17 protein-coding genes and 1 riboswitch are annotated in these 19,480 nt (G+C 71.9%); of the genes, 9 read left to right on the forward strand and 8 right to left on the reverse strand.

The window, feature by feature from the left end; genetic code table 11:
• Positions 1–5: 5 nt before the first annotated feature.
• From def to LO762_RS17165, 4 genes are all read right to left on the reverse strand, one after another.
• A complete protein-coding gene (gene def / locus LO762_RS17150) occupies positions 6–551 on the reverse strand; it encodes a peptide deformylase (RefSeq protein ID WP_374201573.1) in 546 nt (181 codons plus the stop codon).
• Between the two features lie 251 nt (positions 552–802).
• Positions 803–2,542 carry a hypothetical protein gene (locus tag LO762_RS17155; protein WP_230616346.1) on the reverse strand — a complete coding sequence of 580 codons (1,740 nt, stop codon included), beginning with the start codon at positions 2,540–2,542 and terminating at the stop codon, positions 803–805.
• Between the two features lie 364 nt (positions 2,543–2,906).
• Positions 2,907–4,889, reverse strand: a complete 1,983-nt coding sequence (locus LO762_RS17160) for a primosomal protein N' (protein ID WP_374201577.1) — start codon at positions 4,887–4,889, stop codon at positions 2,907–2,909.
• A 118-nt stretch (positions 4,890–5,007) separates the two neighbouring features.
• Positions 5,008–5,316: a hypothetical protein gene (locus tag LO762_RS17165; RefSeq protein ID WP_230616347.1), complete on the reverse strand. Its 309-nt coding sequence runs from the start codon at positions 5,314–5,316 to the stop codon at positions 5,008–5,010.
• Positions 5,317–5,838: 522 nt separating this feature from the next.
• Between LO762_RS17165 and LO762_RS17170 the strand changes: the two genes are divergently transcribed.
• The 8 genes from LO762_RS17170 (at position 5,839) to LO762_RS17205 (ending at position 15,232) form a co-directional block, all read left to right on the forward strand.
• Positions 5,839–7,044, forward strand: a complete 1,206-nt coding sequence (locus LO762_RS17170; protein WP_255686215.1) for a helix-turn-helix domain-containing protein — start codon at positions 5,839–5,841, stop codon at positions 7,042–7,044.
• A gap of 35 nt (positions 7,045–7,079) precedes the next feature.
• Positions 7,080–7,613, forward strand: a complete 534-nt coding sequence (locus LO762_RS17175) for a flavoprotein (RefSeq protein ID WP_308104130.1) — start codon at positions 7,080–7,082, stop codon at positions 7,611–7,613.
• A 126-nt stretch (positions 7,614–7,739) separates the two neighbouring features.
• A riboswitch (TPP riboswitch) is annotated at positions 7,740–7,853 on the forward strand.
• Complete coding sequence (gene thiC, locus LO762_RS17180) at positions 7,847–9,523, forward strand: phosphomethylpyrimidine synthase ThiC (protein WP_255686217.1); 1,677 nt, start codon at positions 7,847–7,849, stop codon at positions 9,521–9,523. It overlaps the preceding riboswitch by 7 nt.
• Positions 9,524–9,703: 180 nt before the next feature.
• Positions 9,704–11,338 carry an ABC transporter substrate-binding protein gene (locus LO762_RS17185; RefSeq protein ID WP_230616350.1) on the forward strand — a complete coding sequence of 545 codons (1,635 nt, stop codon included), beginning with the start codon at positions 9,704–9,706 and terminating at the stop codon, positions 11,336–11,338.
• The gene (locus LO762_RS17190) at positions 11,339–12,292 is read left to right on the forward strand and encodes an ABC transporter permease (RefSeq protein WP_230616351.1); all 954 of its coding nucleotides are present in this window, start codon (positions 11,339–11,341) and stop codon (positions 12,290–12,292) included.
• Positions 12,289–13,101 (forward strand): ABC transporter permease, encoded by an 813-nt coding sequence (locus LO762_RS17195; protein ID WP_230616352.1) that lies wholly within the window; start codon positions 12,289–12,291, stop codon positions 13,099–13,101. The genes LO762_RS17190 and LO762_RS17195 overlap by 4 nt, the downstream gene beginning before the upstream one ends.
• On the forward strand, positions 13,098–14,717 hold the full coding sequence (locus LO762_RS17200; RefSeq protein ID WP_230616353.1) for an ABC transporter ATP-binding protein: 1,620 nt from the start codon (positions 13,098–13,100) through the stop codon (positions 14,715–14,717). The genes LO762_RS17195 and LO762_RS17200 overlap by 4 nt, the downstream gene beginning before the upstream one ends.
• A gap of 11 nt (positions 14,718–14,728) precedes the next feature.
• Entirely contained in the window at positions 14,729–15,232 is a 504-nt protein-coding gene (locus LO762_RS17205; protein ID WP_230616354.1) for a nuclear transport factor 2 family protein, read from the forward strand.
• Between the two features lie 194 nt (positions 15,233–15,426).
• Here LO762_RS17205 and LO762_RS17210 read toward each other — a convergent pair whose 3' ends face one another.
• From LO762_RS17210 to LO762_RS17220, 3 genes are all read right to left on the reverse strand, one after another.
• Positions 15,427–16,056 carry a TetR/AcrR family transcriptional regulator gene (locus LO762_RS17210; protein WP_230616355.1) on the reverse strand — a complete coding sequence of 210 codons (630 nt, stop codon included), beginning with the start codon at positions 16,054–16,056 and terminating at the stop codon, positions 15,427–15,429.
• 42 nt (positions 16,057–16,098) lie between these two features.
• The gene (locus LO762_RS17215; RefSeq protein ID WP_230616356.1) at positions 16,099–16,623 is read right to left on the reverse strand and encodes a nuclear transport factor 2 family protein; all 525 of its coding nucleotides are present in this window, start codon (positions 16,621–16,623) and stop codon (positions 16,099–16,101) included.
• A 95-nt stretch (positions 16,624–16,718) separates the two neighbouring features.
• Entirely contained in the window at positions 16,719–17,507 is a 789-nt protein-coding gene (locus LO762_RS17220; protein WP_230616357.1) for an SDR family oxidoreductase, read from the reverse strand.
• Between the two features lie 91 nt (positions 17,508–17,598).
• On the opposite strand from LO762_RS17220, the gene LO762_RS17225 reads away from it, so the two are divergent.
• Complete coding sequence (locus LO762_RS17225; RefSeq protein WP_230616358.1) at positions 17,599–18,204, forward strand: TetR/AcrR family transcriptional regulator; 606 nt, start codon at positions 17,599–17,601, stop codon at positions 18,202–18,204.
• Positions 18,205–18,262: 58 nt separating this feature from the next.
• Here the strand turns inward: LO762_RS17225 and metK are convergent, their stop codons facing one another.
• Positions 18,263–19,456: a methionine adenosyltransferase gene (metK, locus tag LO762_RS17230; protein ID WP_230616359.1), complete on the reverse strand. Its 1,194-nt coding sequence runs from the start codon at positions 19,454–19,456 to the stop codon at positions 18,263–18,265.
• Positions 19,457–19,480 lie beyond the last annotated feature (24 nt).

Raw genomic sequence — 19,480 nt, forward strand, 5'->3', positions numbered from 1 at the left:
GCGCCTCAGAGCGCCCGGCCGAAGGTGCGGTGCGGCGACGCCTTCACCACCGGGGCCGGGTCGCCGAACCACTCGGCCTCCCGGATCGCCTTCATCGCCAGCTTCCGCTGCTCCGGATCCATCCGGTCGATGAACAGGACGCCGTCCAGATGGTCCGTCTCGTGCTGCACACAGCGCGCCAGCAGCTCGGTGCCCTCGACCGTGATCGGCTCGCCGTACATGTTGAAGCCCTTGGCGACGACGCCATACGCCCGCTTCGTCGGGAAAGCCAGACCCGGCATGGACAGGCAGCCCTCGTCGCCCTCCTGGATCTCCTCCGACAGGTCCAGCGACGGATTCACCAGATGGCCCAGCACATCGTCCACGAAGTAGGTGAACACCCGCAGGCTCACCCCCAGCTGCGGCGCCGCCAACCCCGCCCCGGGCGCCTCGATCATGGTGTCGGTCAGATCCTTCACCAGCGTCCGCAACTCCCTGTCGAAGTCCACCACGGGCTCCGCGGGCGTACGCAGAACAGGATCCCCGAACAGACGAATCGGCTTCACAGACACGACGGCTCCCAGCTCAAAGGTTCTCCGGATCAGCACCCAGTCTAAGCGCGACTGCTGTGTTTTCTGGCGGCTCCTTCGTCGCCGCGGATCGGGCGCTTTCAAGCTTCGGGCCGGTCCGACCGCCCTGGGGGCGTTCGAACCGGCCCGAAGGCGCCCGATCTATGTCCGGGGGTGTTCCACCACGAGCCTGTGGCTTGGGTGGACGAAGAACCCTCCCGGGTTTCGTCTGACTTCGGCCTCGCCTTGAAGTCTTACTTGGACCTTGCCTTGAAGACGGACTTTCGGGCCAGTTTGGCCAGTTCGCGGTCGTGGTGGTGGTCGCCGATGGCCTCCAGGACGTCGGCGACGTCCGGGTGGGGGAGGCGCCAGATGTCGGAGATCAGGCCGGTGAGGTCGGCGTCCGGCGGGGTGTCGGACAGGGCCAGGTGGACGGCGTCGTGCGCGCCGAGCGCCTCGGTCATCCCGGCGACGGTGTCGACGAACATCCACTGCATGTCGGCGTCCGACGGGGCGACGTCCTCGTGGCCCTGGCCGGTCAGCCACATCAGCGCGTACGGGCGGGTCTCGGGGAAGTCCAGCGCGCCCCGGATGAGCTGCTCGGCCGGGCGGTCCACCTGGCTGAGCACCACGGCCGCGATGTTGCGCTGCGACGGGCGTCCCTCCCGCATGAGGGTGAGGAGCTGCTGGGCCGCCTCCTCCGCCGAGCGGCGGGCCAGCCAGAGGGCGACCTCCTCCTCGGCGGTATCCTCCCGGTGGAAGGCCAGGCCCTGCACCAGGTCCGCGGCCGTCGAGGCGGCCAGCTCGCCGATCAGCGGCGCGGTGTAACCCTCGGCCAGCAGCAGCTCCCGGACGGCGAACACGCCGAGCGGCGTCAGGCGGGCCTCGTCGGCGGTGACGAACTCGACGGCGCCCCAGCGGGCGAGGTCCTCCAGGTCGAGGCGGAGCGCCTGCGGGACGCCCTCGGCGAACACCTCGCCGTCGGCCACGTCGTATCCGGCCTGGATGTGCTCCAGCAGGTCCGTCACGAGCTGGCCGATCGCGACGGGGGTGCCGTGCTCGTACAGGCGCAGCAGCACGCCGGGCAGCTCGCTCCACACGACCTCGACGGGGCTGAGCGCCTCGCCCTCGGCGTACTCCTGCCCGACGAGGCCGTCCAGCAGGGAGATCCAGAGGCGGAGCACCTCCTCGTCCACGGCGATGTCGGGGCGCTTGCCCTGGGCGACGGCCGCGCCGTCCCTCTCGATCAGGCCGACCTCGCCGAGCGCGTCCCACATCCGCTCGACCTCGGGCACCACGTCGCCGCCCGCGCGGGGGGCCGGCAGCGCCAGCGCCTGCGCGGCGGCCTGGGCGTCGGCGGCGGTGAGGCGGCCGTTCACGACGGGGCGCTCGCCGATCCAGTCGGCGAGGCCGAGCGCCTCGCGCAGCAGGTTCGACTCGCGGGCGGCGGCGGCCAGCTCCGGGACGGGCGCGAGCTTCACCGGCGGCACCACGTTCTCGGAGGCGAAGTGGCGCATGCCGCGCGCCATCTGCTCCTCCTCCGACAGCGACTCGAACTCGGCGATCCACGCCGACACCGCCGCCTCGTCGTCGAGGTCGATGCCTTCGGCGGCCATCATCCGGCCGAGGAACTCCATCGCGTCGCCCTCGTCGCCGCCGGACTGGGCGAGCGCCTCGGTGAGGCGCGGCCCGATCCCGTCGAGGAGCTCGCGGCAGCCCTGGGCGACGGCGGCGTCGAGTTCGCCGCGCGCCAGGTACTCCACCAGCGCGCGGGCCGCGCTGAGCACGGCGGGCGCGTCGTCCGGCCCCGCGAGGACGTTCTCGGGGAAGTCCTCAAGCAGCGTCTCTTCCAGCAGCTCGACGGTCAGTTCGCCCGTCTCGTTCAGATCCAGCAGCGACACGATGATCCGTGCCCCGTGCAGGTCCGTCCCGCCGCGCTCCCCGGCCCACTTCTCGAACCCGGCGACGGTCTTCTCCACCCACTTCTCAGCCACCCGACAACCCTAGAGGAGTTCCCCACCCTCCCGCTCTCTCCCCACCCAACCGTTAACCCCCCGTCCCCACGTCAGTCCCCCCACCCCCACCATCACACGACGGCCCAACCCCGGCCGAAGCCAGGCCACCAGCCGCCACCCAGAAACGACCTGACCCGATCCTCCGCCGCCGAGCGCCACCTGTCGCGGCCCAGCCCGAACGAAGACACGCCGCCAGCCACCGCCCAAAAGCGACCTGACCCGATCCTCCGCCGCCGAGCGCCACCTGTCGCGGCCCGGCTCGGCCGAAGGCGGGCCGCTGGTGTCGGTCAAGAAGGCGGTACCGCTCGGCTGTTGGCCTCCGTCTTTCGGGTGGTCGGCCGGGTCAGAGGAGTTCGAGGGGGTCGAGTTGGATGCGGACGGGGTCGGGGGCGCGGCGGGCGGCTCGGATGGACTGGGCCTCCTTGAGGGCTCGGGCGAGGGCGGTGGAGTCGCGGCGGGGGACGCGCAGGAGGGCGCGTTCGCGGGTCTCGCCGTGGCGGGGGTCGCCGTGCGGGACGGGGCCGAGCAGTTCGGCGGTCTCGGGGAGGCGGGCGTGGTCGAGGAGGTCGCGGATCGCGGCGGGCGTGCCGGTGAGCGACGCCATCCGGGCGGCGGGCGGGAACCGGAGTTCGCGGCGTTCGGCCAGCTCGCGTTCGGCGAACGTCACAGGGTCCCAGCGGACCACCGCCTGGACGACCGGGAGCCCCGCGTCGGCGGCCAGCACGACCCTGCCCTGGGGGCGGACCAGCCCGGCCGCGGTCAGCCAGCGGCGCAGCGCCTCCTCGTTGACGCGCAGGTCGGGACGGCCCAGCATGGCCCAGCCGTCGAGCAGCAGCGCCGCCGCGTACCCCTCCGCCGCGACGGGCTCGGCCCCGGGCGTCGCCACGACGAGACAGGGCTCCGCGCCGACCTCGGCGAGCACCGCGTCCCGTCCGGAGGTGCGGACCGTCACGCCGGGGAAGGCGCGGCCCAGCTCCTCGGCGGTGCGGCCCGCGCCGACGACGACCGCGCGCACCCGCGTCCCGCCGCACTCGGCGCAGCGCCAGGCCCCGGCGATCGCGCCGCACCAGCGGCACGCGGGCGCGCCGCCCGCCGAGCCGAGCGCGAGCGGGCCCGCGCAGGCCGGGCAGCGGGCGGGCTCCCGGCACTGCGCGCAAGCCAGCGCCGGGAGGTAGCCCCGTCGTGGCACCTGGACGAGAACCGGGCCGTCGGCCAGCGCCTCGCGCGCGGTGCGGAAGGCGAGCGCCGGTAGCCGGGCCGTGCGGGCCGCCTCGTCACGGGCCAGTTCGGCGTCCTCGCCGGTGGGGCGGACCAGCGGCATGAACCTCCGGACCGTCTCGCGCGGCGCGGTGAGCGGGTGCGCCCAGCCCGTCTCGACGAGCCGGGTCGTCTCGGCGGTGCGGGTGAGGCCGCCGAACAGGACGGCCGCGCCGCTCCGGTGCGCGCGCAGCGCCAGCACCTCGCGGGCGTGCGGGTAGGGCGCGTGCGGTTCGGCGTGCACGTCGTCGCCGTCGTCCCACAACACGACGAGGCCCAGGTCGTGGACGGGCGCGAACATCGCCGCCCGGGTGCCGACGACGATCCGCGCCTCGCCCCTGAGCGCGCGCAGCCAGCGCCCGTAGCGCTTCTCCGGCCCGTCGTCGGCGCGCAGCACGACGTGTGGGCTCGCCCCGTCGAACTCGGCGGTGAGCGCGGCGGCCACCCGGTCGGCCTGCCGCCCGTCGGCGAGCACCACAACCACGCCGCGCCCCGACGACGCGGCCGCCCGCGCCGCCCTGGCGATCGCCCCCGGCCAGTGCGGCCCCGGCAACGCCGTCCACACCGCCCGCGGCGACCTCCCCTCCGCGAGCGCCGCAAGGTAGGACGGCCCCGCCGGATACTCGGCCCAGTGCCCCGGCCCGTCCGGCGCCTCCGGCACGGGCGCCGCCTCCCCCCGCTCCCGCTTCTCCGCCCGCGCGTGCCGTGGCGGCACCGCCAGCCTCACCACATCCGCCAACGTCCCCGCATACCGGTCCGCCACCTCCCGAGCCAGCCCGGCGATCTCCGGCACCAACACCGCCTCCGAAGACACCACCCGCTCCAGCGGCACAAGCCTCCCCTCATACCCGCTCCCCTCCCCCACCCCCACCACAAACCCATCCCGCAACTTCCCCCGAAACCGCACCCGAACCCGACACCCCACCCCCACCCCCATCCCCTCCGGCACCACATAGTCAAAAACCCGATCCAAATGCACCAACCCAACATCCACCAAAACCCGCGCCACAACCCCTTCGCCACCCCCCGCCGACTCCCGCTCCAAGCCCCCCTCACCCGCCGCCGCCAGCCCCTCCGTCCCCGGAATCAACCCGTCCTCACCCACCCCCCACACCTATCACCAACCCGCCCCCACCGCATTTCCCCCTGTGGAAAACCCACCCCGGCCCCCTGCCCCTTCCACGCGGTCACCCGTCGCAGCCCACCCGCCGCCAGATGATCCCGAGGATCTGCGGAAGCCCGTCGGCCCCCTCACCGGCCCCGAGGTAGTCGTTGACCTCCCCGCCCGGCACGTCCGCCCAATACCGCGCGGGCTCGTCGTCCGGCTGCGACACCCACACCAACAACGTCCCACCCGGCCCGGCCACCACCACCGAATCCACCGAAACCGCCCACCCGAACTCTGCGGTAACACCCGCTTTCTGCCGCACCCGCCGCAGCAACTCCACCGCCGCCACCCCCCGCCGAAACGACGGCTCCGGCTCACCGCGTCTCACCGGCCTGACCTCACGTAGACGACCAGACCGACCACCAGGACGACCCACAGCAACAGACCGATGATCCCCACCACGATCAGATCCGTCACCGCCCCGCCTCCCGCGCCTCAATCCCGGACTGCACCGTCAACAACGCCTCCAACTCGCCCACGGTCACAGCCGCCACGTAGACGACGAGCCCGGCGTGCATCTCATCCCACGTGAGCGCCCGCCGCCGCCGAGCCGACACATCCGTGGCGGTGGCCGCAAAAGTCCACCCAGGAAATCGCTCCTGCAACACCGCCAAGTCGACAGCTTCCCCCTGCCTCCCCGCATCGGCCATCACGCCCTCCCGAGAATCTCAGCGACTGGTCACGGCCCCGGCCGGTGCGTGAGATCACCACTTTCGGGGCCGTTCTGTTGACGGAGGCCGCGATGTGCGGCCATCGTCGTTTGTTCGGTCTGAAGTTAGGGATTGGCGACAGGGCGTGACCGTACAATTTGTGTGGTTGTCCTGGCGGCCCCGCAGGAGGCTTGGAACCGATGACAAGAAGCCAAGACATCGCTCGCCGTATCGCTTACTGGCGCCGGAAGCGGGGCATGACTGTGCGCCACTTCGCGGATCTGGTCGGCAGATCCCAGAGCTGGGCCGAGAAGATCGAAAGTGGTCAGCGTGAGGTTGTCCGCCTGCCCATGTTGGAGCGGGTGGCCGAGGTTCTCCAGGTCAACGTCACCACGCTGATCAGCGACGCGGCCACGGAGGCCGAGGCCAAGCCCGGCGCTGTGGAGGTCTCAGCGATCAAGTCCGCGCTCGGTTCCTACGGCGTGCTCTTTGCGGACGCCGGCCCACCGGTCGATGTCGAGTCCCTCAAACGTAGGATCGAATACGCGAACACCGCCTTCCTCGCTTCCGACTTCGCGACGGTCGGCAGAATGCTCCCCAGCTTGATCACCGACGCCCAGAAAGCGCTGGGGTACGGTGGCGGAGCTGGCCGAGAAGCCGCCGCCCTCGCCGTCATGGTCTACAAGATCGCAAGTTCTACGCTGCACAAGTTCGGGTCTCACGAGATCGCTTGGCTGGCCGCCGACCGGGCCATGAGTGCGGCTTCCCAGGCCGGAGACCCCGTCTCGCTCGCTCGCGGTACCCGGTGCGCCGCTCGTGCGTTGATGTCGGTGGGTCAGCGCAAAGAAGCCGTCGAACTCGTCAACACAGCCTTCGGGCAGCTTGAACCGGACCTGGCCACAGCCTCACCCGAACTCCTGGCGCTTGTGGGCATGATGCTGCTCGCGGCCGAGATCGCCGCGGCGAGGGAGGGCGACGCCGAGACCTGCATGGACATGCATGAGAGGGCCGCAACGCTCGCCGCCCGTCTGGGTGACGATTACGACCACCCTCTGACGGCGTTCGGCATGCCGAACGTCGAAGCCCATCGCCTCGCATCGCTCGTCCGGCTCGGGAACGGGCCCCTAGCGGTCGCCTACGCCGAGCAGGTCAGCGACGAGCACCTCAACCGGCTTCCGCGGGAACGGAAGGCCAACTACCTTCTCGACCTGGCCGAGGCGCACCGCCAGTGCGGGCAACCCACACCGGCCGTCAAAGCGCTGGTGCTCGCGGACCTGACCTCTCCGCAGGAAGTACGTCGTCGTCCGCTCGGCCGGGACCTCATTGCGGCGCTGCTCGCTGAGGAGGAGACCAGTCGGTCGGTGAGTTTGCGTCAGGTCGCGGTGCGCGCTGGACTGGTGGCGTGAAGGTGACGCGGCACGGTTCTGTTCTGTACCTCGTGGTGTGTGCTGCTGGGCCGGCGGTGCGGGTTGCCGACGCGGTTCGGGGGGCGCAGGAGCGGGGGTGGAGGGTGTGTGTGGTTCTTACGCCCTCGGCGGTGGGGTTTGTGGACGTTGCCGGGCTTGAGGCGCTCACCGGGTATCCCGTGCGCAGCCGTCACCGGAGGCCGGGAGAGGCGCGGGGGCTGCCGCGGGCGCGGGCGGTCGTCGTCGCGCCTGCCACCTACAACACCGTCAACAAGTGGGCGCATGGCATCGCCGACACCTACGCGCTCACCCTGCTGGCCGAACTGGTGCCGCTGGGCGTTCCGACAGCGGTTCTGCCGTTCGTCAACTCGGCGCTGGCCTCCAATCCGGTCTTCTCGGAGAGCATCGCCTACCTGCGGCGTTTGGGCGTCACCGTGCTGTACGGGGCTGGGCAGTTCGAGCCCCACGCGCCGGGTGCGGGTGGCAGTCGGCTCGCGGCCTTTCCCTGGCATCTGGCGCTGGACGCCGTCCCATGGCCGGGCGGCGTCGTTGACGACGGTGGTGGGTGAAGGCTTCTCGGGGCTGGCCCGGCGTCGGTGAGGCGGCGGGGCGCGGCGGATCGACACCGGGCGGCGTGTCCGGTTGCTCGGGGGGTGGGGTGGTTTGGGGTGGGGTGGGTGGGTTAGCGTCGGGGGGACCGATACCGCGGGAGTCCGGTGCACCGGGCTGAGAGGGTGGCTGTTGCGGCCTCCGACCGCTTGAACCTGACCGGGTCATGCCGGCGTAGGGAGAGGCGGGCTTTTTGTCTGTTTCGTGGCATAAGGCGTATCGCATTGGGTCCAGGGACGACTTGAGGGTTCCGCATCGGGTGGTGCATCTGACGAATGGGGAGGCTGTTGAGCTGTATGACACTTCGGGGGCTTACACCGATCCTGGGGTGAGCATCGATGTTCGGCGGGGGCTGCCCGCGTTGCGGGCCGGGTGGATCGCCGAGCGGGGGGACACCGAGGGGTATGCGGGGCGGGAACGTCAGGCGCTTGATGACGGGAGGAGGAACTGGGAGAAGCCCGCGGAGGCGTTCTCCGAGAGGCGGCCGCGGCGGGCGAAGGGGGCGGCTGTCACGCAGCGGGCTTATGCGCGGCGGGGGGTCGTGACGCCTGAGATGGAGTACGTGGCGCTGCGGGAGGGCGTTGACGTTAGCGTCGTCGTCGAGGAGTTGGCGGCGGGACGGGCGGTGCTGCCCGCGAACGTCAACCATCCCGAGATCGAGCCGATGATCATCGGTTCGCGGTTCCTGGTGAAGGTGAACGCCAACATCGGGAACTCGGCGGTGGCGTCCTCGATCCAGGAGGAGGTGGACAAGATGACGTGGGCGACCCGCTGGGGCGCCGACACGATCATGGACCTCTCGACGGGCCGTGACATCCACACCACCCGCGAGTGGATCCTCCGCAACTCCCCCGTCCCGGTAGGCACCGTCCCGCTCTACCAGGCGCTGGAGAAGGTCGGAGGCGATCCGACCGACCTCACCTGGGAGCTGTTCCGCGACACGGTCGTGGAGCAGGCCGAGCAGGGCGTGGACTACATGACGGTGCACGCGGGCGTGCTGCTGGAGTACGTCCCGCTGACGGCCGAGCGCAAGACGGGCATCGTCTCGCGTGGCGGGAGCATCATGGCGGCCTGGTGCCTTGCGCACCACGAGGAGAACTTCCTCTACACGCACTTCCGTGAGCTGTGTGAGATCTTCGCCGCCTACGACATCACCTGGTCGCTCGGTGACGGGCTGCGTCCTGGCTGCATCGCGGACGCCAACGACGAGGCCCAGTTCGCCGAGCTGCGCACCCAGGGCGAACTCACCAAGATCGCCGCCGAGTACGACAACCAGGTGATGAACGAGGGTCCCGGCCACGTCCCGATGCACAAGATCAAGGAGAACGTGGACCTGCAGAAGGAGCTGTGCGACGGGGCGCCGTTCTACACGCTGGGCCCGCTCACCACGGACGTCGCGCCGGGCTACGACCACATCACGAGCGCGATCGGCGCGGCGATGATCGGCTGGTTCGGTACCGCGATGCTCTGCTACGTCACGCCCAAGGAGCATCTCGGGCTTCCGGACAAGGACGACGTCAAGGCGGGCGTCATCGCGTACAAGATCGCCGCGCACGCGGCCGACCTGGCCAAGGGGCATCCGGGGGCGCAGCGTTGGGACGACGCGCTGTCGGAGGCGCGGTTCGAGTTCCGCTGGGAGGACCAGTTCAACCTGGCGCTCGACCCGGACACCGCGCGCGCGTTCCATGACGCGACGCTGCCCGCGGCGCCCGCGAAGACGGCGCACTTCTGCTCGATGTGCGGGCCGAAGTTCTGCTCGATGCGCATCTCGGCCGACCTGCGTGAGGCGGCGGCAGCGGGTATGCGCGCGAAGTCCGCCGAGTTCAACGCGGCGGGCAACCGCGTCTACCTGCCCGTCACCGACGCCTGACCCGAGCCGTCAGCCAAGGCCCGCGCCCCGAGGGGGTGCGGGCCTTGTCACATCCTGGGGTAGAACTAGGGGTCTATGAATGTTGACTCATGAGTCCAGTCGGGACTACTTTCAGGCTGGACCAGTAAGTCAACTTATTTGGTCTGAAAAGTTCAATTAGCTCAACGAACAGGAAGACCCGTGAGTCGAACCCCTGTGTGCCGGACCGCCCGTCGTGGGCGGCGGCTTCACGCCCTGCCGATCGCGCTCGTGGCGCTGCTGCCCCTCGCCGCCTGCGCCTCGGGCGGGGCCGACGACGACGGCGGCGCCACCACCGCGCGGCCGGGCGGGACCCTGACGTTCGCCGTCGCCACCGACGCCGGATGCGCCGACCCCCAGCAGGTCGGCAGCAGCGACACGCTGTACTCGCTCCGCCAGACGGTCGACTCGCTGACCGACCAGAACCCCGAGACCGGCGAGATCGTGCCCTGGCTCGCCGCCAGCTGGGAGGTCAGCAAGGACGCCAAGACGTTCACGTTCCGGCTGCGTCCCGGCGTCACGTTCAGCGACGGCACGCCGCTGACCGCCCAGGCCGTCAAGGACAGCTTCGACGCCGTGCCGAAGCTGGGCGCCCTCGCCGTCCAGGCGACCGGCTACGTGGAGGGCTACGCGGGCACCGAGGTCGTCGACGACCTCACCGCCGCGATCTCCTTCAAGCAGCCCAACGCCCAGTTCCTCCAGGCGACGACGACGTCCGCGCTGGCCGTCGTCTCGTCCGCGAGCGCCAAGAGGACACCGCAGGAGCGCTGCACCGACGGCGTCGTCGGGACCGGTCCATTCGTGCTCGCGGACTACACGCCCAACCAGTCGGCCACCCTCACCCGGCGCGACGACTACGCCTGGGGCTCGTCCCTCTGGAAGAAGGAGGGCGCGGCCTACCTGGACAAGCTCGTCTTCACCGTCGTACCTGAGTCGGGCGTGCGCACCGGCAGCCTTACCTCCGGCCAGGTGGACGCGATAGGCAGGCTCGCGCAAGCCGAAGAAGCCGCCATCAAGGGCGCGGGCGCGGGCCTGGTCGGCTACACGATCCCGGGCATCGGCTACAACCTGGGCCTCAACAGCAGCAAGCCCGCCTTGCAGGACGTCAAGGTGCGCCAGGCCGTCAAGGTCGCGATCAACCGCAAGCAGATCGTCGAGACGGTCTTCTCCAGCGGCACCCGGCCCGCGACGAGCGTCCTGGCCGAGAACACCCCCGGCTACACCGACCTGAGCGCGGAGCTCGCCTACGACTCCGAGCAGGCGAAGAAGCTCCTGGACGACGCCGGATGGACCCCCGGCCCGGACGGCATCCGCACCAAGGACGGCGCCAAGCTGACGCTCAAGACGGTCTGGTTCAGCAACGTCGCCGTCTTCAAGCCCGCCCTTGAGCTCCTCCAGCAGCAGCTCAAGGACGTGGGGATCGACCTCGCCCTCACCGAGCTCCAGGTCGCCCAGTTCCCGGCGCTGCTCAAGTCGGGCGACTTCGACGCCTTCTGGGGCGGCAACTACAACCGGGCCGACCCGGACGCCCTGCGCACCCTGTACTCGACCAAGCTCGTCAACGCCTACCGCGTCCCGGCGTCCCCCCTCGACGCCCTGCTCGACCAGCAGGCGGCCGAGCCCGACCCGGCCCGGCGCGACGGTCTTGTCGCCGAGGCGCAGCGGCTGATCGTCACGAACGCCTACGTGGTGCCCGTGGTGGACCAGCGGACGGTGCTGGGCGTCTCCGGCAAGGTCCACGACCTCCGGTTCGCGGGCTCGGGTGACATCCACCTGCACGACGCCTGGAAGAGCTGAATGCGCTTGTACGTCCTTCACCGGATGGGGCAGGCGGCCGTGGTCCTCTGGGCCGCTTACACGGTCTCCTTCCTCATCCTGGTGCTCCTTCCGGGTGACGCCATCGCGGCGCTCACCGGAGCCGGAGGCGCCGCGGCCTCGGTCAGCCCCGAGCGGCTGGCCGAGCTGCGGCGCGAGTACGGCGTCGACAAGCCGGTCCTCGTCCAGTACGGCACGCACCTCGCGGACGCCGTCCGGGGCGACTTCGGCGCGTCGTTCGCCACCGGCCGCCCGGTGGGCTCCCTCATCGCCGAGGCGCTCCCGCAGACGCTGACGCTGACGTTGACCGCACTGGCGCTCGCGCTCGTCCTGGGCGCGGGCGTCGCCCTCGCCGCGACCTACGGGTCGCGGCCCTGGCTGCGTCAGCTCCTGCTGTCGCTCCCGCCCCTCGTAGGCTCCGTTCCCGCTTTCTGGGTGGGGCTCATGCTGATCCAGTTCCTGTCGTTCCGCTTCCGGATCTTCCCGGCGTTCGGCGACGACGGATGGCGCGGCCTTGTGCTTCCGGCGCTCACCCTCGCGGTGCCGACGGCGGCGATCGTCGCGCAGGTCCTCGCCCGTAGCCTGACGACGGCCTTGGCCGAACCGTACGTGCGAACCGCACGGGCCAAGGGGGCTGGCCCCGTCCGGGTCCATCTAAGGCACGCGCTGCGTAACGCGTCGCTGCCTGCCCTCACCGTGGCGGGCCTGCTCGTCGGCGGCCTCCTGGCCAACTCCGTGCTGGTCGAGACGGTGTTCTCGCGCAACGGCCTGGGACGCGTCATCGTCGCGGCCGTCACGGCCCAGGACGTGCCCGTCGTCCAGGGCGTGGTCGTGCTCAGCGCCGCCGTCTTCGTCGTCGTGAACCTCATCGTCGACCTGCTCTCCCCGCTGGTCGATCCGCGCATCGTGCTGACCGGTACGGGAGGCCGGACATGACCACATCCCTCCTGAGACGTCCCGGGCTCGCCCTTTCCGTCCTCGTGGTGGCGCTCGTCGTCCTCGCCGCGTGCCTGCCCGGCCTGCTCGCCCCGGCCGACCCGCTGCGCGGCGTCCCCGAGCAGCGCTTCCAGCCGCCCAGCGCGAGCCACTGGTTCGGCACCGACGAGCTCGGCCGCGACCTGTACGCCCGCGTCGTGCACGGCGCCGCCCTCTCGCTCAAGGCGACGCTGGTGGCCGTCGCCGTCGCGTTCGTCGCGGGCGGGGCGATCGGCGGCGTCGCGGGCTTCGCGGGCGGCCGGATCGACGGCGTCCTGATGCGTGCCGTGGACGTGCTGCTGTCCATCCCGGCGCTGTTCCTGTCGCTCGCCCTCGTGACGGCGCTCGGCCGCGGCACCCTGAACGTCGCCGTGGCGGTCGGGGCCGCGAGTGTGGCGGCCTTCTCCCGCGTCATGCGGGCCGAGGTGCTGCGAGTAAGGCAGGCCGCTTACGTGGACGCCGCGCGGGTCTGCGGGGTGCGCTGGGGCGGCGTGCTGTTCCGGCACGTGCTCCCGAACGCGCGGGGGCCGGTGATCGCGCTGGCCACCCTCGACCTCGGGACGGCGGTGCTGGCCGTCGCGTCCCTGGGCTTCCTCGGGTACGGGGCGCCTCCGCCCGCGCCGGAGTGGGGCACCCTCATCTCCGGCGGCCGCGACTACCTCGCGAACGCCTGGTGGCTGTCCACCCTGCCCGGCCTCGTGGTGGTGGCCACCGTGCTCTCCCTCAACCGGATAGCGCGCGCGCTCGACGGCGAAAGGCTGCACCGATGAAGGACGCTCCCCTGCTTTCGCTGCGCGACCTCTCCATCTCCTATCGGGGGCCCTCGGGACGGCTGCCCACCGTCCGCTCCGTCGACCTCGATGTACGTCCGGGTGAGATCGTCGCCCTGGTCGGTGAATCCGGATCGGGTAAGAGCACGATCGCGCACGCCGTCACCGGGCTGCTCCCTCCGGGCGCGCGCGTGGACGGCGGCGCCATCACGTTCGGCGGGCTCGACCTCGCCCGGCTCCCGGAGCGCGCCTTCCGGCAGGTGCGCGGCGCCCGGATCGGGTTTGTGCCGCAGGACCCCGGGGTGGCGCTGAACCCGGTGCAGCGGATCGGCGCGCAGGTCGCCGAGGCCCTCGTCGTGCACGGCCTCGCCGGACGCCGCACCGCGCGGGGCGAGGCCGTCGCGCTGCTTGACCGCGCGGGCCTGCCCGATCCGGCCGTGCGCGCGCGGCAGTACCCGCACGAGCTGTCCGGAGGCATGCGGCAGAGGGTGCTGATCGCGATGGCGATCGCCGCCCGGCCCGACCTGATCGTCGCGGACGAGCCGACGAGCGCGCTCGACCCGACGGTCCAGAAGGTCATCCTGGACCACTTCACCCGGCTCGCCGCCGAGAGCGGCACCGCCGTCCTGCTCATCACGCACGACCTCGGCGTCGCCGCCGACCGGGCGCACCGCACCGCCGTCATGGCCCGGGGTGAACTCGCCGAGACCGGCCCTACCGCCCGCGTCCTCACCGATCCGCGTGCCCCCGCGACCCGCGACCTCCTGGCCGCCACCCTCGTCCCCGACAGCCCCCCGAAGCCGCCGCCCGCGAGCGGCGGAGCGCCCCTCCTCGTCGCCGAGGGGCTCGTCAAGGAGTTCCGCCTCGGCAAGGCCCCGGTGCGGGCGGTGGACGAGGTCGGGTTCGAGATCCGGCGCGGGGAGACGCTCGCGCTGGTCGGCGAGTCCGGGTCGGGCAAGTCCACGACGGCGCGGCTCGTGCTGCGGCTGAGCGAGCCGCAGGCGGGCCGGATCGTGCTGGACGGGGAGGACGTCACCCGGCACCGCGGCGAGCGGCTCAGGCTGCTGCGCAGACGCGTCCAGCTCATCCACCAGAACCCGGCCTCGTCGTTCGACCCGCGCCTGTCGGTCCTCGACGTCGTCACCGAGCCGCTGCGCGCGTTCGGGATCGGGGACCGGGCGGCCAGGGCGGAGCGGGCGCGGGAGCTGCTCGAACAGGTCGCGCTGCCCGCTTCGGCGCTGCGCAGGCGGCCCGCCGAGCTGTCCGGCGGGCAGAACCAGCGCGTCGCCATCGCCCGCGCGCTCGCGGTCTCCCCCGAGCTGATCGTGTGCGACGAACCGGTCTCAGCGCTCGACGTGTCCGTGCGCGCGCGGGTGCTCGACCTGCTCGCCGCCCTCCAGGAGGAGACGGGCGTCGCCTACCTGTTCATCACCCACGACCTCGCCGTGGTCAAGCGCATCGCCCACCGCGTCGCCGTCATGCGCACGGGCCGGATCGTGGAGACGGGCACCGCCCAGGCCGTCTTCGACGACCCCCGCCACGAGCACACCCGAGCCCTGCTGGCCGCCATCCCCGGCGCCCGCCTCGACCGCACGCCCGACCCGACGCACCGATGAGAGGAGACACGATGCAGGACGCCCAAAGCGACACCACGGCCACGATCGAAGAGCGGATCGGCCGTCTGCGCGACGAGCAGGAGGTTCGAGAGACGTTCCTCCAGTTCTTCGCCCTTCTCGACGCCCGGCGTTACCCGGAGGTCGCGGAGCTGCTGACGCCGGACGTCGAGATCGACCACCCCGTCCCCGAACGCCGTCTCCTACGCGGCCGTGAGGACGTCACCGCCCATCTGCGCACCCGCGTGGCCCCCTGGACCCAGACGTCCGCGCACGTCGTGGGTGAGGGCGTCGTGGAGTGGGACGGCGAACGCCCACGCGTCGTCTCCTATGTCACGGCCTGGTACTGGCACACCGGCAACACCCGCCTCGGCGACCTGCGCCCCGCCGACTGGACGGCCGTCTGGCTCGTGGAGAGCGACTTCACCCGCGTCGACGGCAGGTGGCTGATCGCCTGGAGCGCCGCCTCCCCCGCGGGCGGCCTGGTCGCGGCAGGCGAGGCCCCGTTCGTCCCCTGACCCCGGCCACGCCCGGGGGCCCGCCCGACAAAGTCGGGCCCGCCCCCGGGCTGTGTTCAATGGACCCGGAAGACGGCCGCTTCGCGACCCCGACTCCGCCGGGAGCGCCCGGCCCCGGGCTGTGTTCAACTCAGCCCGGAGGACGGCCGCTTCGTGGCCCCGACTTCGTCGGGAGCGCCCGGCTCCGGGCTGGTTCAGCGTGTCCCGTAGGCGCGTAGGAACGTGTCGACGGCGGCCTCGGCCACGGCCTTGACGTCGTCCTCGGGGAGCTTGCGGGTGCCCATCCTGGAGCGTGTCTCCACCGGTGCCGTGAGCAGGGCCAGGAACTGTTCCGCGGCACGCTCGGGGTCGCAGGGACGTAGTTCGCCCGCCAGGGCGAGCCGGGCCAGCCGGTCGGCCATCGCGGGCCCGAGCCCGCTCGCCAGCCGCCCCTGGACGACTTCGAGGAGATCCGGGAACCGGGTGAGCTGCGCGTAGGTGAGGGACCGCAGCGCGCTGGACCGAGGGTCGCAGCAGATCTTGAGCAGCCCAAAAGCCGTCTCGTTCAGGGCGGCCCGTAGGTCCGGACCCGGATCGCGCAGCCGCTCGACGGCCGCCAGGTTGTCCGCGAGGACGGCGTCGGCGGTGGCGGCCATGGCGGCGCTGAAGACCGCCTGCTTGTCCTGGAAGTGGTTGTAGACCGTCTGCTTGGAGACGCCCGCCTCCTCGGCGATGTCCTGCACGCTGGCCTGCTCGTACCCCTGCCGGGCGAACACCCGGAAGGCGGCGTCCACGATCGCCTGCCTCTTGTCGATGCGCCCGCGCGGGACCCGTACCTCCACCACGGCCCCCACCCTACCGGCGCTTCCGCCGCGCATCCGGGGGCGTCAGCGGACGGACGCGGTCGGCCGGCCCAGGCCGGGCGCGGCCCCCGTGGCGACCAGCCCCGCGGCCGGGGAGACCCGGCGACGGGTGATCAGCCACTTCCCGTCGATCCGCGCGTAGTCGTCCTCGACGCGCCCGACGGTGGTCCAGTCGGCGGGCCGGTGGCGGCCGGAGGGGGTCCGGGTGGCCGCCCAGTGCCAGACCGTGGCGTATCCGGACAGATGGGGACGTCCCTCGTCCCAGGTGATCGAGCTCTGCGCCGCGACGTGCGCGACGGCCGGGCCGTGCGCGTCCGGGATCCGGGGGGAGCCCGCGAGCATGAACGAGGTGAAGCCGTCGCGGCTGGAGAACCGCTGCGGCGGCCCCGGCATGATCGTGTACTCGATGTCGACGTCGGGCGCGAAGCACTCGGCGCCGAGCCGGGCGTAGTCGCCGCGGTCGGCGAGCTGGAAGAACCGGAAGTGGGTCCGGTGGATCTCCCGTTCGGCCTCCAGGATCTCCAGTGTGGTCAGCGCGCGCCCGTCCATCGAACCTCCCCAAAGTGGATTAGTTCGTCTACCATACTGGACTCATGAGTCCATGTGGAGGTCCCGGCGGCGGCCCGCCGCCGGGATCCGCCCCGTCAGACGAGCGACTGGCCGCCGTCCACCGTGATGACCTGCCCCGTGATGTACGGGTTCGCGATGAGGAACACGGCGGCCGCGGCGGCCTCCTCCGCGGTGCCGAAGCGGCCGAGCGGCGTGCCCTCCCCCGCGACGCGCACCGCCTCGTCGGAGTCCAGGCCGCGCGCGCCGCGCAGCAGCGGCGTGTCGAACGAGCCGTAGCGGATCGTGTTGACCCGCAGGCGGCGCGGCGCGAACTCGACGGCCAGGGCCGGGGCGAGCGTCTCCACCGCGCCCACGGCGGCGACGACGCCGCTCGTGCCGGACACCGGCCGGAGCGTGAGGATGCCCGAGGTCAGCGTGATCGAGCCGCCGGCGGGCAGCCGCTCGGCGGCGACCCGGGCGGTGGCGAGCGCGCCCCACACGCGGGTGTCGTAGGCGGCGGCGACGGAGGCGGAGGTCAGCCCACCGAGCGGCCCGGCGCCGGTGAAGCCGCCGGCGGTGACGAGCACGTGGTCCACCCGGTCGACGAGGTCGAAGACGGCGCGGACGGCGTCCTCGTCGGCGGCGTCGGCGGTGCCGCCGAGCACGTCCTCGGGCCGCTCCCCGCCCTGGAGGGACGCGACGGCGCCGTCCAGCCGGTCCTTGTCGCGGCCGGACAGCACGACGCGGGCGCCGAGCCCGTGCAGCAGCCGTCCGGCGGCGAGGCCGAGGCCCGAGGTGCCGCCGAGGATGACGACGGTCGATCCGGCGAGGCCGTCGGGCAGCGGCGAGCGGACGGGGGCGGGGGCTGGCGCGGTGACGGTCATGGGATTCCCCTTCACAAATAAACCATCTGGTTGGTTTAGATCATCGACCAGCCCGAACCGGAAAGTCAAACGCATGGTTTAAATTACGAACATGAACTACGACGCCGAGGCGACCCGTCGCCGGATCTTCCAGGCGGCGACAGCCGAGTTCGCGGCGCACGGCCTCGCCGGGGCCCGCGTCGAGCGCATCGCGGCGTCGGCGAAGGCCAACAAGCAGGCCATCTACCTGTACTTCGGCAACAAGGAGGAGCTGTTCGGCGCGGTGCTGCGCGCCAAGCTCGACGAGGCGTGCGGCTCCGGCGTGCTCGACCTCGCCGATCCGGTGACCTCCGCCGGGCAGCTCTTCGACTGGTACCGCGAGCACCCCGAACTCGTCAGACTCCTCCTGTGGGAGGCGCTGGAGAACGGCCCCGGACGCGTCCAGGGCGAGGAGGAGCGGCGCGCGACCTACCGGCACTCGGTCTGCGCGCTGCTCGGCCCCGACGCCCCCGAGGACGCCGACAGGGCCGCCAGGGACGCCATGTTCACCCTGCTCGGCCTCGTCGCCTGGAACTTCGCCGTCCCCCAGCTCCGCAGGCTCATCCTGGACGAGGAGGACGACGAGGCGGCGCTCGCCCGGCGGCGCGCGGCCGTCGTCAGGACGGTCGCCGCCCTGCCCCGGACCGTCGAGGCCGCGGAACCCGCCGAGGCGGGCTGAGGAAAGCGCGAAGGCCCGCGTCCGGAACCGGACACGGGCCTTCGCGAAGAGCCGGGGACTACAGGCCGACGGCCGCGCGCAGGGCGTCGGCGCGGTCGGTGCGCTCCCAGGAGAAGTCCGGCAGCTCACGGCCGAAGTGGCCGTAGGCGGCGGTCTGGGAGTAGATCGGACGGAGCAGGTCGAGGTCCCGGACGATAGCGGCCGGACGCAGGTCGAAGACCTCCAGGACGGCCTGCTGGAGCTTGGTGATGTCCACCTTCTCCGTGCCGAAGCCCTCGACGAAGACGCCCACGGGCTGCGCCTTGCCGATCGCGTAGGCGACCTGGACCTCGGCCCGGTCGGCCAGGCCCGCGGCGACGATGTTCTTGGCGACCCAGCGCATCGCGTAGGCGGCCGAGCGGTCCACCTTGGACGGGTCCTTGCCGGAGAAGGCGCCGCCGCCGTGCCGAGCGTAGCCGCCGTAGGTGTCCACGATGATCTTGCGGCCGGTGAGGCCCGCGTCGCCCATCGGGCCGCCGATCTCGAAGCGGCCGGTCGGGTTCACCAGGAGGCGGTAGCCGGTGGTGTCGAGGTCGAACTCGGCCAGGACCGGGTCCACCACGAGGTCCTTGACGTCCGGCGTCAGCAGCTCCTTGAGGGAGATGTCGGCCGAGTGCTGGGAGGAGACGACGACGGTGTCGAGGCGGACGGCGCGCTGGCCGTCGTACTCGATGGTGACCTGGGTCTTGCCGTCGGGCCGCAGGTAGGCGACGTCGCCGTTCTTGCGGACCTCGGACAGCCGCTGGGCGAGCCGGTGCGCGATGGTGATGGGCAGCGGCATCAGGGTCGGGGTCTCGTTGGTGGCGTAGCCGAACATGAGGCCCTGGTCGCCCGCGCCCTGGCGGTCGAGGTCGTCGCCGGCCTCGCCCTCGCGGCTCTCGTAGGCGTCGTCGACGCCCTGCGCGATGTCCGGGGACTGGGCGCCGATGGAGACCGACACGCCGCAGGAGTGCCCGTCGAAGCCCTTGGCCGAGGAGTCGTAGCCGATCTCCAGGATCTTCTCCCGGATGACGCCCGGGATGTCCACGTAGGTCTCGGTGGTGACCTCACCGGCCACGTGTACCTGACCCGTGGTGATCATCGTCTCGACGGCGACCCGGCTCTTCGGGTCGTCCTTCAGCATGGCGTCGAGGATCGCGTCACTGATCTGGTCCGCGATCTTGTCCGGGTGGCCCTCGGTGACCGATTCGGAGGTGAAGAGGCGACGGGACACTAGGTCAACTCCTTGCAGCGGCTG

Source organism: Actinocorallia sp. API 0066 (assembly GCF_020991275.1).
Taxonomy (GTDB): Bacteria; Actinomycetota; Actinomycetes; order Streptosporangiales; family Streptosporangiaceae; genus Actinocorallia.

Excerpts from the sequence above, each read along its gene's own strand:
- LO762_RS17225 (WP_230616358.1), top strand. The coding sequence starts at position 17,599 with ATGAACTACGACGCCGAGGCGACCCGTCGCCGGATCTTCCAGGCGGCG.
- LO762_RS17220 (WP_230616357.1), bottom strand. The coding sequence starts at position 17,507 with ATGACCGTCACCGCGCCAGCCCCCGCCCCCGTCCGCTCGCCGCTGCCC.
- LO762_RS17170 (WP_255686215.1), top strand. The coding sequence starts at position 5,839 with ATGACAAGAAGCCAAGACATCGCTCGCCGTATCGCTTACTGGCGCCGG.
- LO762_RS17205 (WP_230616354.1), top strand. The coding sequence starts at position 14,729 with ATGCAGGACGCCCAAAGCGACACCACGGCCACGATCGAAGAGCGGATC.
- LO762_RS17190 (WP_230616351.1), top strand. The coding sequence starts at position 11,339 with ATGCGCTTGTACGTCCTTCACCGGATGGGGCAGGCGGCCGTGGTCCTC.
- LO762_RS17195 (WP_230616352.1), top strand. The coding sequence starts at position 12,289 with ATGACCACATCCCTCCTGAGACGTCCCGGGCTCGCCCTTTCCGTCCTC.
- LO762_RS17200 (WP_230616353.1), top strand. The coding sequence starts at position 13,098 with ATGAAGGACGCTCCCCTGCTTTCGCTGCGCGACCTCTCCATCTCCTAT.
- LO762_RS17215 (WP_230616356.1), bottom strand. The coding sequence starts at position 16,623 with ATGGACGGGCGCGCGCTGACCACACTGGAGATCCTGGAGGCCGAACGG.